We start from the raw sequence: 14967 nt of genomic DNA, 5'->3' as shown, positions 1-14967 counted from the left end.
AACCTCGATGACGGTGATCCCGGGAAGGACCACCTTCATACCGGGGTTCTGCGTCTTTCCGTTGCACCGCACCGGATCTGGGCGCGTCTGGACCGTTGGCCGAGCCGGCTACTCCAAGTCCTTACACCGTTACTCGGAAAGGCTCATTGGCTCAACGCCGTCCTTTCCCACCCTACGCACGACTCGGCCCGTTCCAGCAGCTGGAACGGGCCGTGACCTTCTGTCAATCGCTTGGCCCGCGAGCCAGGCATCCTCAACTCGGCAGTCACGGTTGTTCGACACAAGCCACTGTCACAATGCGTGATGCACGGATCGCGGCTACCTATTGACTGGTGGTACGACCGCAGCCCGGCCAGGCTTGGTCGAGGTGACCGGTGGGGTCGCTCTCATCGCGGCTGCCCACCGCAGGCTGGTGTGGCTCTCATCTGGCGTGCGTCCCGCCGGTCACCGCGGCGGTGAGAGGCTCAAGAGGGGACTGCCCGGCTCAAGGTAGCGCTGCCCTCCCGTCGACGAACACTGTCGGATCGAGGGAGGACACGATGGCCCAGGTCATCATCGGCGTGGACCCGCACAAGCGTTCCGCCACCATCGAGATCATCAACGGCCGGGAGAAGACGCTCGGGCAGGGCCGGTTCGGCACCGACCGCGACGGCTACCAGGCCATGCTCGCCGCCGGACGCAAGCACAAAGACCGCGTTTGGGCGGTCGAGGGCTGCAACGGCATCGGCCGGCATGTCGCGCAACGCCTGGTCGCCGACGGCGAAACCGTCGTGGACGTTCCCGCGAAGCTGTCCGCTCGGGCCCGCGTGTTCGCCACCGGCCAGGGCCGCAAGACCGACCCGGTCGATGCCCGCAGCGTCGCTGTGGTCGCCCTGCGCACCGAAGGCCTGCGGCAGGTCGTCACCGATGACACCACGGTCGCGTTACGGCTGCTCGTCGACCGCCGTGACCAACTCGGCCGGGCCCGCACCGAAGTGGTCTCCCGGCTGCATCACCTGCTCCTCGAGTTGGTGCCCGGCGGCGCGAAGAAGGACCTGTCCGCCCAGCAGGCCCGCGCCCTGCTGGGCACCGTGCGCCCGCGTGACGTGGTCGGCAAGACCCGCCGCCGGCTGGCCTCCGAGCTGATCGGCGAGCTTGTCGTCATCGACAAGAAGATCAAAACCGCGAAGCAGGAACTCACCGACCTGGTCAACAGCACCGGAAGCCGGCTGATGAATTTGACCGGCATCGGGCCGTCCGGCGCGGCCCGCCTGCTCGGCGACATCGGCGACATCGCCCGGTTCGCCAGCCGCGCCCACTTCGCCTCGTGGAACGGCACCGCACCGATCGACGCCTCGTCCGGCGACCAGAACCGGCACCGGCTCTCCAGAGCCGGGAACCGGCGCATCAACCGGGCACTGCACATCATGGCCATCGTCCAACTGCGCCGTGACACCGAAGGACGCCGCTACTACCGGCGTAGACTGGCCGCGGGCAAGACCCCGATGGAGGCCCTACGAGCACTGAAACGGCGTCTGTCCGACATCGTCTACCGGCAGATGGCGGCCGACGCGAAGCTGGTCAAGACGGGCCCGGGAGGACACGCGGGGGCGACTCTGCAATCCAGCGCGGCCGACCCAAACCCCGAGATCGACACTTCGGAAAAGTCACTTCCCGGACCCGCCAAACCCCAGCCTAGAACAACCCTCGCCGCGGCCTCTTGACACAGAGGGGTGCCAGATGCGGATGCCCGCTCACGCAGGTGGGCGTTCGTCGCTCGCTAAAGCGACGGCACCAGGCACTCCGGGACCGGTCGTCGTAAGCGGCCCGGGCTCGGGGAAGGTGCCAGCGGCCTGGTATTCGACCAGGTGGTCGAGTGCGGCGCTGGCCGACCGGCCGCGCGATTAGCCGTTAAGCGCACGAACCCGCCGAAACCCAGCACGTAGAGGAACCCGGGAACTACGGGCTGGCCGATCAACGCGTGGCGGCGATTGCATCGCTCCCTCGGTCCTGAGGCGCCACCGGCCAGGTCACGTGTCGGGGTGGACGAGCCGGTGCTTGTATGCCCAGATGACCAGGTGTACCCGGTCGCGCAGGCCGAGCTTGGCCAGGATCCGACTCACGTGGATCTTCACCGTCCCCACGCTCAGGAACAGCCGGGCCGCGATCTCGGCGTTCGAGGATCCTCGCGCGACGTGGAGCAACACTTCACGTTCCCGCGGGGTGAGGGCCGCCGCCGGGTCCGGCCCGCCCGGCGAGGCGGGTAGGTGCACGCTGACGCGGTCGAGCAACCGCCGGGTGGTCGAGGGCGCGATGACCGCGTCTCCACTGTGGACCGCGCGGATGCCGGAGAGCATCTCGTCCGCCGGGGCATCCTTGAGCAGGAAACCGCTGGCGCCGGAGCGCAGCGCCGCGAAGGCGTACTCGTCCAGGTCGAACGTGGTGAGGACAATGACCTTGGGCCTCGGCCCGGGACCGGCGAGGAGTTGACGGGTTGCCGCCACGCCGTCGACGCGGGGCATCCGGACGTCCATCAGCACGATGTCGGCGGCGGTGACGGCGAGCGCCTGGAGCGCCTGCGCCCCGTCGGCTGCCTGGCCGATCACGGTCATGTCGTCCTGCGCGTCGATCATCATCGCTGCGCCGGCGCGTACCAGGTCCTGGTCGTCGACGAGGAACACCCGGATGGTCATGCGGCTGCCTCGTCCGCCGGCACCGCGTACGGCAGTCGGGCGGTCACCAGGAAGCCGCCGTCAGCCGGACCCGCCGACAGCGACCCCCCTGCCGCGGAGATCCGTTCCCGCATCCCGATCAGGCCGTGACCGGTCCCGGCCGGAACGCCGTCCCGATTGCCCCGGTCGCGGACCGTCACGGAGAGGCCGTCGACTGCCCAACTCACGGTAACCACCGCCCGGCCGTCCGGGCCGGCGTGTTTGACGGTGTTGGTGAGCGCCTCCTGCACAGTACGGAAGATCGCCAGTTCGGCGCCGGGGGTGACTGGCCGCGCGAGGCCCTGTTCGTGGTGGCTGACCGGCAGGCCCGCGGCCCGTACGCGGTCAAGAAGCTGTGGCAGGTCCCGCAGCCCTGGCTGGGGCTCTCGGCTTTCGCTGTCCGGCTCGGCGGACCTCAGTACGCCGAGCAGCCCGCGCATGTCCGTCAGGGCGAGCCGGCCCGCGTTCTCGATGGTCGCCAGTATCTCCGCCGCACGCTCTGGCTGGTTACGGACCAGGAACTGTCCGCCCTTCGCCTGGCTCAGGATGACCGAGAGTGAGTGCGCGACAACGTCGTGCATGTCCCGGGCGATCCGGTTCCGCTCATCGAGAACCGCCCGTCGGGCGCGCTCTTCCTGTTCGGCTGCGGCCTGCCGGCTCCGCTCCTCGAGCAACGCGAGGTAGGCCAGTTGGGTGCGGCGGTAAAGGCCGAGGATCCACGCCGCGACGACGACCGCGACCAACAAGCCGCACACCAGGAACGGATTCGGCCGGAGCCCGGCCGCCGTCACGCTGGGATCGTTGACGAGGCGCAGAGCGGCCAGAACCGCGGCGACGGCCGCCACGGCCAGGCCCGCTGCGGCAAAGCGTCGGCTCGCGTAAATCCCCAGGGAGTAGATGGCGGACGGGAAGACCAGCACCGAAGGCATGATCAGGAACAGTCCGCTGGCGGCGGCCTGCACCGCCAACGCGACACACACCACACCGAACGCGGCCCGCGGCGCCGCCCGCCGGGCCAGCAGCGCCGCATGCGCGCCCAGCACCCCCAACCCGAGCGGTACGGCCCGGCCGCCCGGCAGCGACATGAACGCCATGACCAGCGACAATGCCGCAACCGAGAAGCCGACTAGCACCGACAGCAGCGGAGCCCCTCTTCCCGTCCAGCGCGCCATGCCCCCAGCCTAGGCAGCCGTCGACCGGTGGGCGGACGGCGCGGGTGCCGGCTCGGCGCGCCACTGGTATCCGAGCGTGGCGGCGCCGAAAGCGAGACCGAGCAGCAGCCAGGTTCCGTACACGAGGGCCACGATCCACCCGCCGCCGGTGAACCGTACCGGGCCGTTGACCACGCCCATCGCCTGCGCCAAGGTGCCGAGCCCGGCCAGGGCCCCCATGCTGAGCAGCACACCGGTCGCGGTCCAGCCGGCGGCAAGCAGCATCCAGCGCGGCAGGAACCGACCCCACGCCTGCACCAGCGCGAGGGCGATCCCGCCGGCTACCCCGAAGAGGACCAGCTCCATGACGGGGAAGCCTTCGAGAGAGGCCGTGCCGACCGCCCGCGGCGCCAGCTCGCCACCCATCGCCCAGTAGATCTTCAGGGCCGGGTACGGCAGGACCAGTGCGGCTGCCGCATAGCCGGGCCAGACCTTCGGGGCACGGTCTGCACCGGTGGCCCTGGCATGGCGGAGGGCGGCTGCGGCCAACAGCGCCCCGGCCGCGAGCGCCGCGGCGCGAGTCACGAATCCCGGCCAGTCGACGACCGGTGGCAGCCCTGGCACACCGAGTACGGCCAGCGCCCGCAGCGCGTCGAAGACAATGCCGCCGGCCGACCAGATCAGCAGGACGAGCGCCGACCACGCGGTGGCCAGCACCGCCAGGCGTGGAATCCGTACCGAACCGGGCCGTCGTCGCATGGCCAGCACGGCACCGACGCCGAACAGGGCGCCGACCGCGGGAACCCACCAGGGAGCGAATCCCTTCGTGTAGCCGTCAGCTGCCGGCAGAGCGGCCCGGGTGAGTGCGATCGCCAGGGCGGCGACGCAGGCAAGGCCGGCGGCCTCAGGCAGGCGGTGGCGGGCGTACATGGGCATGGCATCTCCGTCGGGTCGTCGAAACGGTCGGCTCCGACGATCGCCCACCAACGGTCGAGTCGACATCTGCCGCGGGGCCAGGACATGTATGCCGCTGGTGACACGGCAGGTCCCCGCCCGTCCACGCCCCGCCCGGCTCGGGGCCCCGCAGTCATGGCAGGTTGATGGTCACGGTCGTACCAGTTGACGAACTGCTCCCAGGATTGGGTGAAGTTGACGGTGCCGACCATCTGGTAGAAGTCGTGAAGGGACAACGGGAGTCCTGTTGCCTCTCGAACTTGTCGAGCTGAACGGCGATGTCCGGCGCGGGTGGCACGTGGGCCCGATCCGGTTCCTTGAAGCGGTAGCCGGCCTTCTCGAGGCGTGTCCGGAGCACCTCGACGTTGTTGCGCACTCGGCGCATTGTCTCCTCGGCCACGCTCCGGGCGTCGGCGAGGTGGGCGTCGTCGCGGACCTCTGGTACCAGTCCACGCAGGTCCGCCCAAACTTGCTCATGTTTACCGCGCAGGTAGCGTTCGAGGAACCTCACGCCAGCTGATCTTTCCCCCAAGCCCGTAACGCAGCAAGCAAAGCCGTTCGTCATACGTCGACCGAGCTGACACCTGCCGGAGGGCGGCCGGAACCAAGCCTCGATCGGACTGTCTTCGGCTACCGGGGTGACGGATGCGCCAGCATCGGCGCGCATTGTCTGCGACAGGTCAGTATGCCGGCCACCGCTCGGCGAGGCACAGTGTCGGCTACGACCGGTGGCAGAATGCGCCTGTGTCGAACTCCGCGGAGGGCTCTCCCAAGGCTCGCATCGTCACGGCGTTGCTGCGCGACGGCGACCGGGTACTGCTATGTCACCGATCTCCCCGGCGTCGTTGGTATCCCGACGTCTGGGACCTGCCCGGTGGGCACGTGGAGCCGGGGGAACTGCCTGGCGCGGCACTTGCTCGAGAGCTTCGAGAGGAACTGGGCATCGACATCGCGGCGCCATCGGGTCCGCCCGTGCAAGAAGTTCGTGCCGACACGTTCGACATGCAGATCTGGCTGATCGAAGCGTGGATGGAGTCTCCGACCAACGTTGCGCCGGACGAACACGATGCCATCGCGTGGTTCACCGAAGATGCGCTTGCAGAACTGTCCCTAGCTCATGACAGCTACCTTGCCATATTCAGCAAGGTCCTTGCCGAGCATCGAGCCTGACCGCGACTGCACACGCGCTTCTCGGCACGAGCGCGCGGGCCATGCCCTGTACGCGGCTTCGGGGGCCGCTACCGGTGAGCAATTGTCAGGACTTGTGGATGGCTGATCTGCTGTTGGCGGAGGTTGGGTTTGGACGCGGCGCGTGCCGCCACCAGGCGCGGTCAGCGGGGACGGCGGTGCGGATTCGATCACAAGGGCCGGTCGCATCGGGGCGATCCCGGAAGGTGTCCTCAAGCCTGCGAAGGAGAGGACACCATCCGGGATCATGTGTGTCGGTGTCAGCTGACGACTTGGGCGGCGATCGCCGTCGCGGCCGTCCGCAGTTCGGCCTTGGTCAGCAGCGGCGTCTCGCTGACGACCCCGCTGCCGTCGCCCCCGAAGTAGTTCACCGCCAACAAGCGCAGGTAGTAACCCTGCGGAAGCTTGACCTGCACCTGGTAGAAGCGGTACTGCTTGCCGTTCTTCGCCGGGCTGGTCTCGGTCGTCTCCACCACCTCGAGACCCTCGGTCGTCGTCGACGCCTGGCAGGTGCCGGCTTTCATGCCGTGATCGCACTCGAGCACGAGCGAGCAGACGCGCGGGCCGGAGTCCGGATCAAGGCCGGCGCCGCCCTGCGAGCTGCAGGTGTCCGGCCGGACCCACATGAACAAGCCGGCTTTCTCGCCGTGGCGGGCCACACCAGAGCGGGCGGCCAACCCGACCGGATCCCGCTCGGCGTACATCGCCGGGTGACCGTCCGGGAGGCGCTTCTCACCTGGGACGTCAGGCATGTAGATCCATCGGACGTCGGGCGCTGCCCCGGCGACTGCCGTCTCGAGTGCCACCCGCAACCGGTTGAGAGTCTGCTGGATCGCCTTCGGACCGCTGGTGTCGAGCCGTAGCCCCGAGGCCGGCGCGGAGGGGGACGCCGACGGAACGGCGGATGCCGATACGGCGGGAGCCGCCACCGACGGCCCAGGCTGAGACCGGGCGCCACCGCTCAGGGCGACGCCGACCGAGATCGCGAGGCCGGTCGCCGCCAAGGCGCAGCCGCCTCCCGCCATGCGGCGCAGCAGGCTTCCGCGCCGCTGGCGTTGAATGATCCGGTCGACGTCGACCGTCGACGGCGGTGCGGTGCCGATGTGCTCGTCGAAGATCTGCTGATTCATGAAATGCTCCCAGATGAGTACGCCAGGGTGCGCAGCGTCTCGAGCCCCCGCGCCGACTGACTTTTGACCGTTCCCGCGGAGATGCCCAGAAGCTCCGCGGTCTCCTCGACCGAGTGGTCGAGGTAAAAGCGCAGCACAACGACTGCGCGTTGCCGTGGCGCCAGGCGCGCCAGCAACCCCGTCAGCTGATCCCGGTCGCCGACCCGGTCCGGGTGCGTCCAGCCGGTCTCCGGTGGATCCTCCACCGGGTTCTCCCGCCGCCAGGGCCGGCGGCGCTCGTCGAGCCAGGACCTCGTCAACACCCGCTGGGCGTACGCGTCCGGGTTGTCGGCCGAGGTCACCTTGCGCCAGTTCCGGTAGAGCTTTCCCACGACGATCGATACCAGGTCGTCCGCCGCGTGCCAGTCATGACACAGCAGGTACGCCGCGCGCCGCCAGCGGTTCATGCGAGCACCGACGAACGCCCGGAAGTCGTCCTCCTCGGACTTTTTCACGCTGCTCCTTCCCATCGCTTCCACTCGCACGACGGAGCGCACTCCCGGCGGGGTTGCCTCGCAGCCGAGCTTTGGAGAAGTCCAGGCGACCCTCGTTGATCACGAACGCGGTGTGAGCGAACGCCTACAGTGATGATCGCAAGGGCACGCCGGGCAGGGGTGGCGTGAGCGACCGGGCTCATCTCATCAAGGTAGGCACGTGGTGGACGGCTACGGATGGTTGCCGAATCCGTGGCTCGCCGTGCGAGCATCGCGTGGTGCGCAACGAGCAACGCCTACGAACACGGACGCCCGAGTCACGAGCCTTCGCGGAGCGGGTACAGCTCGTCATGACCCTGACCGCGCGCCTCAACGCACTGCCGTTCGACGACCTCGACGCGCGCAGGGCGATGCTCACCGAGATCTTCGGTCAGCCGATCCCCGACTCGCTGTCCATCCTGCCCCCGTTCTATTGCGACCACGGGCTCGGCGCGTCGTTCGGCGAGCGCGTCTTCATCAACCAGGGCTGCTTCTTCCTCGACTACGGGGGCATCACGATCGGTGACCGCGTCCTGATCGGGCCCCGCGTGACGCTGAGCACGGCTGGCCACCCCGTCGAGGTCGACGAGCGGTACGACTTCATCACCCACGCCCCCATCGTCATCGAGGACGATGTGTGGATCGGCGCCGCGGCCACCGTCACCCCCGGCGTCACCATCGGTCGCGGCTCGGTCGTCGGCGCGGGTGCCGTGGTCGCCAAGGACGTGCCGCCGCTGAGTGTGGTGACGGCGACAAGTGTTGTCGAGCGAAAGCGTCTGAAGCCGCCAGCTACCGCACCCTCCTGAGGCCGGCCGTTGCACCCGCGTGCCTCGGCACGTCCGGTGCGGGCAGCCGCCGCAGGTCACAATTCGATGAACGTGGCGTACGACCGATGAGCTGGGCGGCCGGGCAAGGTCTACGACTGCGGACCGCGTGCTCTGATCAGCCGAGGCGAAGGAGACTCATGACCGCCGCAGCTCTACCCCCCGTTGTGGACGCCGACACGTGGCAGCGCGAGCTCGACGCGCTGCGCGCTCGGGAGAAGGCAGCAACCCGAGAACTGGATGCGATCGCCGCGCAGCGCCGGCGACTGCCGATGGTGAAGATGCCCGATTACACCCTGGAGGGTGAGCAGGGGCCGGTCCGGCTGGTCGACGTGTTCGGTGGCCGGTCACAGCTGATCGTCTACAACCACATGTGGTTTCCCCACAAGCAGTGGCAGTGTCCCGGCTGCACCGGCTTCACCGCGCAGTTCACCCGGCTGGAGCTGCTCGACAACCATGACGCTCGGTTCGTGATCGTCACCCAGGGCCCGATCGCGGAGGCACTCGCGTACAAGCGGCGGGTCGGAAACAAGATGACCTGGTACTCCACGGCGAACAGCACGTTCGGCAGCGACGTCGGCGCACCGCCCGGCGGCGGATTCGCCGTCAACGTGTTCCTACGCGACGGCGACACCGTGTATCGCACCTGGCACACCAGCGGCCGTGGCACCGAGCAACTCGGTTACACCTTCGGGCTGATCGATCTGCTGCCCTACGGGCGACAGGAGGAGTGGCAAGACTCTCCCGAGGGCTGGCCGCAGTCGCCCACCTACAGCCGCTGGGCCAGTTCCGAAGACATCGCCGCGCTCTACGGCTCGGAGGCGTGAGACCCGTCCTCGGCGCCCCGACGGGAGCACCACTTCACCGCGACACGGCAGAGTGATCGGACGGCGGCGGGTCGCGCCCGGCGCGACCGCCGCCGGTCCCGTGGGCGGCCCGCGGAGCGGGCCTACCGCACCCGCCGCCGCGACCAGCTCGCCGGCATCATGCTCGGGACCGCCGGGAGTCGAGCAGAGCAATCCTGCGTGACCCGGCGGTACGCCGGTAGCTGGCGTCGAGCAGCTCGTCGATCTCGTCCCAGTCGGTGTCGCCGGTCAGGTCCACCCCGACCCACCCGTAGGCACCCAGGTAGGCCGGCACGAAACAGCGGTCCTCGTCCAACAACGCCGCGCGCTCTTCGGGATCGACCAGCACGAGCACCGAATGTTCATGCTGCCGATAGACACCGTCGACCTTCACCGAACCCCCGTAGTAGGCGAAGACCTTGGTGGTGAAGAAAGCGGGACGTCCGTGAGAGACCTTCTCGGCCGCGTCGGGAAAGGCCAGGGCGAGCGCCCGCAGCCGGCCCAGCAGCGGGTCCGCGTCGTCGAACATGATGGGATGCGGCATGTCAGAAGGTAAACACACGGTGCACGGCGGTGTGGTCCTGCCGGCGGCAGCCGCGCCGGCCGCCGCAGTCGACCTGCGGCTCGCACGGCTCGTACCGGCGGCGGCGATGATCTCCGCGCACGGGGCCGACATGACGCCCGCAGGCGTGCCAGCGGCGGAGGTCCCGCGAAAATTGCTTATGGCATAGCGTCGGATCCGGGGCGAGTCGTTCGTAGCACAGGTGAGAGGCGGCCGGAGCGGGCCGCCGGGACAAGGGAGTCACGGCATGACGCGGTACTTGATCTCGTTCAATGACGGCGCGATGGACCACATCCCCGCCGAGGAGATCCCCGACGTGTCCAAGGCCACGCACGCGGTGGTCCAGGAGGCCGTGAACGCCGGCGTATGGGTGTTCGGCACCGGGCTGGAACGGCAGCAGGCGAGCATCGTGGCCACGGACGGGATGGTCACCGACGGCCCGTACCCGGAGACCAAGGAGGTCATCGGCGGGTTAGTGGTCGTCGACGTGGCCTCCCGGGAAGAGGCGCTGGCATGGGCCGCCAAGATCGCCGCCACCTGCCGCTGCGCGCAGGAGGTCCGGGAACTCCTGCCCGACCCCGAGACCGACGCGATGCTCCGCGAGGCTGACCGGCGACGATGAGCGCCAGGCCGAGCGCACCTGACGCCGACCCGGTGCGGCAAACGGGTCGGCGTCAGGTGCGCGCACGGACCTCTGCGATCGCGTCGGCGAGGGCTTCCACTCCGTCTGTGATGGCGCGTTCGGTGAGGGTGGCGTAGCCGAAGATCAGGCCGCCGTGTCCGGCGGGGCTCAGTCGGTACTGGGAGACGCCGTGCACGACCAGTCCGTGCCGGGCGGCGGCGGCCACGACCGTGGCCTCGTCGAGGTCGTGCGGGAGCCAGGTGACGACGTGTTGGCCCGCCGCGACGCCGACCGGTTTCAGTTCGGGTAGCTGGGTGCGCAGTGCGGCCAGGAGTGCGTCGCGGCGGCGGCGGTAGACCGGGCGCATGCGCCGCAGATGCCGGTCGAATTCGCCGCGGGTGAGGAAGTCGGCGAAGGTCAGTTGGTCGATGACGGGAGAGCCGCGGTCGGCCAGTACCTTAGCCGCGGCGATGTCGTTGACCAGGTGTGACGGCGCCAGCAGCCAGCCGAGGCGCAGCCCTGGCGCCAGGGTCTTGCTCGCGGTGCCGCAGTACACCACGGTGTCGGGCGATAGCCCCTGCATGGCGCCGATGGGCGAGCGGTCGTAGCGGTACTCCGCGTCGTAGTCGTCCTCGATCACCACGGCGCGTCGACGCCGCGCCCAGTCGATTACCCGGGCCCGCGCGGCGGCCGACAGGACCCCGCCGGTCGGCCACTGGTGCGAGGGGGTCAGCACGACGGCGTCCGCGTCGGTCTGTTCGAGCTTCTCGACGAGAATGCCGTCCGGCCCGACCGGGATGCCGATCACCTCCAGGCCGGCGGCGGCCGCGACGGGGCGGGCGTCGTCGTCCGGGGACGGGTCCTCGACGGCCAGCCGGCGGGCGCCGCGCGCCGCGAGTACCTGGATCAGCAGCGCGACGCCCTGGCCGTAGCCATTGCAGATCACCACGTTCTCCGGGCGGGCCGACGTGCCGCGGACGCGGTTGAGGTAGTCGGTCAGGGCTGCGTGCAGTTCGGGCACGCCCCGCCCGCCGAGGTAGGCGAAGCGTTCGTTCGGTGTGGTGGTGAGGACCGTGCGCACCGAACGCAGCCAGGCGGCCCGGGGAAACGACGACACGTCGGTACGGCCGTAGCCGAAGTCGATCCGGGCCGCCGGCCGGTCGCCGGCGCGGCGGTCCACCGGGGTCGGAACGGGCTCGACCGCGACCTGGGTGTAGCCGCCCGCCCGACTGGTGAGATAGCCCTCGGCGGCGAGTTGCTGGTAGGCCTCGACCACGACGCCGCGGGACACTCCAAGATCAGCGGCGATGGTGCGGGTGGGTGGCAGGGACGTCCCGAGACGCAACCGGCCGGCCCGGATGCTGTCCCGGATCGAGGCGGCGATCTGCCGGTGCAGCGGTTCGGCCGCGGACCGGTCGACATCGATGAGCAGGTCGTCCGCCGTACTCGAATTGGTCCTGGTGCGGCCCATGCAATCGGACCTTACCGGCTGTACCGATTTCCGTCAGGCTCAGACGCATGACGACAGCGACCAGCCCTCGCTTCGACGGCCACCTCCTCACCCCGGGCGACCCGGGTTACGACGCGGCCCGCACCGTCTGGAACGCCATGATCGACCGCCGCCCGCGAATGATCGTGCGGGCCGCGAGCGTCACCGACGTGGTGACCGCGGTGCGCCTGGCCCGCGAACTCGACCTGGAGATCGGGGTGCGCTGCGGCGGGCACAACGTAGCCGGCCTCGCCGTCCCCGCGAACGGCCTGATGATCGACCTGACCCCGTTGAATCGCGTTCGAGTCGACCCGATCCGGCGGCGCGCCCGGGTCCAGGGCGGCGCGCTGCTCGGCGCACTCGACCGGGCGTCGCAGCGCTACGGCCTCGCCACGACCGCGGGTAACGTCTCGCACACCGGGGTCGGCGGCCTGACCCTCGGCGGCGGCATGGGCTGGCTCGCCCGCCAACACGGACTGGCCTGCGACAACGTCGTCTCCTGCACCATGGTCACCGCCGACGGGGAGGTGGTGACCGCCAGCCGGACCGAAAACCCCGACCTCTACTGGGGCCTGCGCGGCGGGGGCGGGAACTTCGGCATCGTCACCGACTTCGACTTCCGACTGCACGACACCGGCACGCAGACCCTGGTCGCCGAGTTCGACTTCCACGCCGCGGACGCCGTGCCGGTGCTCGAAGGGTGGCGGGACCTGAACGCCGTCGCGCCGCGACAGGCCACCTTCACCGCCGACGTCCACGACACCGCCAACGGCCCCATCGCCACCGTCGGCTTCGTATGGGTCGGCGACCCGGCACGCGGTCACCGGCTGCTGCCGGCGATGCGCGCGCTCGGGCGCCCGATCGCTGAGCGGGTCACCACGCCCTCGTACCTCGAACTCCAGCAACGCGACGACACCACCGGTGGCCACGCCTACCGCCGATACTCCAGCGCGCACTACCTGCCGCACTTCCCCACTGCCGCGATCGAGGCGTTCCTGCTGCGCGGCGCTGCGGACCTGCACGCCGACGCCGACCTGCCCGGCGTCGGCCTGCAGGCTTACGGCGGCGCCATCGCCGACGTCGCGGACGCCGACGCCGCGTTCAGCTACCGCGGCACCATGTTCGAGTTCGGCGCCGGCGCCCGCTGGACCGACCCGGCCGAAGACGACAACCGGATGGCGGCGGCTCGCCGTGCCGGCGCGGCGCTCGACCCGTACGCCAATGGCGTCTACGTCAACTCACTCGCCATCGACGAGCAGCAACGCGGGGTACGCCGTGCCTACCCACCCGCCAAACTCGCCAGGCTCGCGGCGCTCAAGACCGTCTGGGACCCACACAACGTCTTCCGCCTCAACCACAACATCCGGCCCAGCCACGCCTGAGCCGACACCCTGCCGCCAGACCGGCGACGAAGGGCTCCTCGCTCACGACGCGGACGCCACTTTCGGTCGCTCGGCCAGCGGCTTCAAGCCGCACGCGGCGGCGAAGCCGTCGGACTCGATGCCGAGCGCTACGTTGCCACGCGTGGTCATGTTCGCGAACGCGATCACCGAGGTGAGCTCGACGAGGGCGGGAGATCCCAGCGCGGCGTGCAGCCGGTCCACCAGCTCGTCGGTCACGGTCGGCGGTGTCTGGCTCATCGCCTCGGCGTACTCCAGGACGTCCCGCTCCAGCGCAGTGAAGACGTCCACCTCCCGCCACCGCGGGATCTCGCGTGCCTTCTCCACGTCGAGCCCCTTGTTGCGGGCTTCGAAGTAGTTGAAGTCCAGGCACCACGTGCAGCCGACCAGGGACGCGACCGCCATGTGGGCGAACGACTTCAGGTTCTCGTCACAGGCGTCCCACTTCTGCAGCTTGCCGCCGAGGCCGGAACTGGCGAACAGGACCTTGGGGTTGTGCCAGAAGACGCCCAGCGCCGTCGGCACCCTGCCCAGCCTTTTCTGGACCATCCGCTTGATCAGTGCTCCCTTGACGCCGGTGATCTCGGCCGGGGGGATGCGGGTGGTGTGCATGTCTCCTCCTGTGTCGGTGGTTCCGCCCACGGGTTGGTAGGTCGTCACGCCATGAAGACACCGGCCGCGCCTCGGCTGTGACACCGAGCGGGGGAACGCGAGTGCAGCCCGTCCGGTCACCCCACGTCGGGCTCACGCGCCGAGCACGGTGAGCCACTCGGCGCCCCGGGGGCGGTAACCATGCCGGTCCGCGAGTCCCCGCACGATCGCTGGCACGTGACCGGCACCGTAGACGACCGCGACGTCGATCCGTTCCGACGAACGCGTACGGATCAGCTCGGACAGCGTGGCAAGCAACCGCTCGTCCCGTTCGCCGCCGAACGTGCGCTCGAAGTGCTCCACGAACTCATCGTCCGAGTACATCTCGTCCTTCGCGCTGGGCAGGTCGTTCACCTCGACCTCAGGCGAGAGCAGCCATCGGGTACCCCCGAAGAATTGGGCTATAGCCACGATCGGAATGAGACACCACATGAACAGCCGGTATCGCAGCGGCATGGCCCGCCAGCCCTCAGCGAACTCCGTTGTCGTCACGTCCGGGTTGATCAGCTCGACGCCGAGCGACCGGTAGGGGATGTTGTCGACCACGAGTCCGGAACGCTTGTTGGCTGGCATGACCCGGTAGGTGAGCGTGATGGCCCACATGATGACCGAACGCCCGCTGACGCCTTCGACGACGAGCAGGTCACACCGCCGCAGCCGCTGCGCCACCGCCGCGTAGAACTCCGGGCTCGCCACATGAAGCATGGGAAACAGCACGAACTGCAACTGGCTGCCGGGGCGCCGCAGGCGCAGCACCGCAGAGCGGGTCCCGATGATGCTGTGCTCGATGATCTGCATGCCCGACCACCTGGCGTCCGCCGGCTGAACTTCTTCACAAGGTATGCCTGGAGAGCAACCGGACGACCCGCCGACATCGCGGCAGGAGTTCCTGAAGCCTGCCGGTGGCGAGGGTCGTTGGCAGGTCGACATCAGTTGATCGCCGATCCAG

Annotated in this window: 16 protein-coding genes; 6 read left to right on the top strand and 10 right to left on the bottom strand. The window is 69.4% G+C overall.

Going from position 1 to position 14967, the window contains the following annotated elements:
• Nucleotides 1-539 precede the first annotated feature (539 nt).
• Nucleotides 540-1703: an IS110 family transposase gene (locus tag AB0H57_RS21545; protein ID WP_357509054.1), complete on the top strand. Its 1164-nt coding sequence runs from the start codon at nucleotides 540-542 to the stop codon at nucleotides 1701-1703.
• Nucleotides 1704-2009: 306 nt separating this feature from the next.
• Here AB0H57_RS21545 and AB0H57_RS21540 read toward each other — a convergent pair whose 3' ends face one another.
• From AB0H57_RS21540 to AB0H57_RS21525, 4 genes are all read right to left on the bottom strand, one after another.
• Complete coding sequence (locus tag AB0H57_RS21540) at nucleotides 2010-2672, bottom strand: response regulator transcription factor (protein WP_357509052.1); 663 nt, start codon at nucleotides 2670-2672, stop codon at nucleotides 2010-2012.
• The gene (locus AB0H57_RS21535) at nucleotides 2669-3862 is read right to left on the bottom strand and encodes a histidine kinase (protein WP_357509050.1); all 1194 of its coding nucleotides are present in this window, start codon (nucleotides 3860-3862) and stop codon (nucleotides 2669-2671) included. Before AB0H57_RS21535 ends, AB0H57_RS21540 begins: the two co-directional genes overlap by 4 nt.
• A gap of 9 nt (nucleotides 3863-3871) precedes the next feature.
• Nucleotides 3872-4777 carry a hypothetical protein gene (locus AB0H57_RS21530; protein ID WP_357509048.1) on the bottom strand — a complete coding sequence of 302 codons (906 nt, stop codon included), beginning with the start codon at nucleotides 4775-4777 and terminating at the stop codon, nucleotides 3872-3874.
• Nucleotides 4778-4928: 151 nt separating this feature from the next.
• Nucleotides 4929-5306 carry a hypothetical protein gene (locus AB0H57_RS21525; RefSeq protein WP_357509046.1) on the bottom strand — a complete coding sequence of 126 codons (378 nt, stop codon included), beginning with the start codon at nucleotides 5304-5306 and terminating at the stop codon, nucleotides 4929-4931.
• A gap of 233 nt (nucleotides 5307-5539) precedes the next feature.
• Here AB0H57_RS21525 and AB0H57_RS21520 point away from each other — a divergent pair, with 233 nt between their 5' ends.
• Complete coding sequence (locus AB0H57_RS21520) at nucleotides 5540-5965, top strand: NUDIX hydrolase (protein ID WP_357509044.1); 426 nt, start codon at nucleotides 5540-5542, stop codon at nucleotides 5963-5965.
• Between the two features lie 278 nt (nucleotides 5966-6243).
• Here AB0H57_RS21520 and AB0H57_RS21515 read toward each other — a convergent pair whose 3' ends face one another.
• Both AB0H57_RS21515 and AB0H57_RS21510 read right to left on the bottom strand, forming a co-directional pair.
• Entirely contained in the window at nucleotides 6244-7113 is an 870-nt protein-coding gene (locus tag AB0H57_RS21515; RefSeq protein WP_357509042.1) for a hypothetical protein, read from the bottom strand.
• The gene (locus tag AB0H57_RS21510; RefSeq protein WP_357509040.1) at nucleotides 7110-7607 is read right to left on the bottom strand and encodes a SigE family RNA polymerase sigma factor; all 498 of its coding nucleotides are present in this window, start codon (nucleotides 7605-7607) and stop codon (nucleotides 7110-7112) included. Before AB0H57_RS21510 ends, AB0H57_RS21515 begins: the two co-directional genes overlap by 4 nt.
• 257 nt (nucleotides 7608-7864) lie before the next feature.
• Here AB0H57_RS21510 and AB0H57_RS21505 point away from each other — a divergent pair, with 257 nt between their 5' ends.
• Both AB0H57_RS21505 and AB0H57_RS21500 read left to right on the top strand, forming a co-directional pair.
• Nucleotides 7865-8431 carry a sugar O-acetyltransferase gene (locus AB0H57_RS21505; RefSeq protein ID WP_357509038.1) on the top strand — a complete coding sequence of 189 codons (567 nt, stop codon included), beginning with the start codon at nucleotides 7865-7867 and terminating at the stop codon, nucleotides 8429-8431.
• 158 nt (nucleotides 8432-8589) lie between these two features.
• Nucleotides 8590-9276, top strand: coding sequence for a DUF899 family protein (locus tag AB0H57_RS21500; RefSeq protein ID WP_357509036.1), 687 nt, complete (start codon nucleotides 8590-8592; stop codon nucleotides 9274-9276).
• A gap of 157 nt (nucleotides 9277-9433) precedes the next feature.
• Here AB0H57_RS21500 and AB0H57_RS21495 read toward each other — a convergent pair whose 3' ends face one another.
• A complete protein-coding gene (locus tag AB0H57_RS21495) occupies nucleotides 9434-9838 on the bottom strand; it encodes an MmcQ/YjbR family DNA-binding protein (RefSeq protein ID WP_357509034.1) in 405 nt (134 codons plus the stop codon).
• A 265-nt stretch (nucleotides 9839-10103) separates the two neighbouring features.
• Between AB0H57_RS21495 and AB0H57_RS21490 the strand changes: the two genes are divergently transcribed.
• Nucleotides 10104-10478, top strand: a complete 375-nt coding sequence (locus AB0H57_RS21490; protein ID WP_357509032.1) for a YciI family protein — start codon at nucleotides 10104-10106, stop codon at nucleotides 10476-10478.
• Between the two features lie 52 nt (nucleotides 10479-10530).
• On the opposite strand, the gene AB0H57_RS21485 is transcribed toward AB0H57_RS21490, so the two are convergent.
• A complete protein-coding gene (locus AB0H57_RS21485; RefSeq protein ID WP_357509030.1) occupies nucleotides 10531-11949 on the bottom strand; it encodes a PLP-dependent aminotransferase family protein in 1419 nt (472 codons plus the stop codon).
• A 47-nt stretch (nucleotides 11950-11996) separates the two neighbouring features.
• Between AB0H57_RS21485 and AB0H57_RS21480 the strand changes: the two genes are divergently transcribed.
• A complete protein-coding gene (locus tag AB0H57_RS21480) occupies nucleotides 11997-13349 on the top strand; it encodes an FAD-binding oxidoreductase (RefSeq protein ID WP_357509028.1) in 1353 nt (450 codons plus the stop codon).
• A gap of 42 nt (nucleotides 13350-13391) precedes the next feature.
• Here AB0H57_RS21480 and AB0H57_RS21475 read toward each other — a convergent pair whose 3' ends face one another.
• Nucleotides 13392-13979, bottom strand: coding sequence for a carboxymuconolactone decarboxylase family protein (locus AB0H57_RS21475; protein WP_357509026.1), 588 nt, complete (start codon nucleotides 13977-13979; stop codon nucleotides 13392-13394).
• A gap of 132 nt (nucleotides 13980-14111) precedes the next feature.
• Entirely contained in the window at nucleotides 14112-14816 is a 705-nt protein-coding gene (locus AB0H57_RS21470) for a hypothetical protein (RefSeq protein WP_357509024.1), read from the bottom strand.
• Between the last annotated feature and the right edge of the window lie 151 nt (nucleotides 14817-14967).

The organism is Micromonospora sp. NPDC050686, assembly GCF_040654475.1.
GTDB lineage: Bacteria > Actinomycetota > Actinomycetes > Mycobacteriales > Micromonosporaceae > Micromonospora.
The sequence above is the reverse complement of the archived record's forward strand: the minus strand, read 5'-3'. Positions and strand labels throughout refer to the sequence as shown.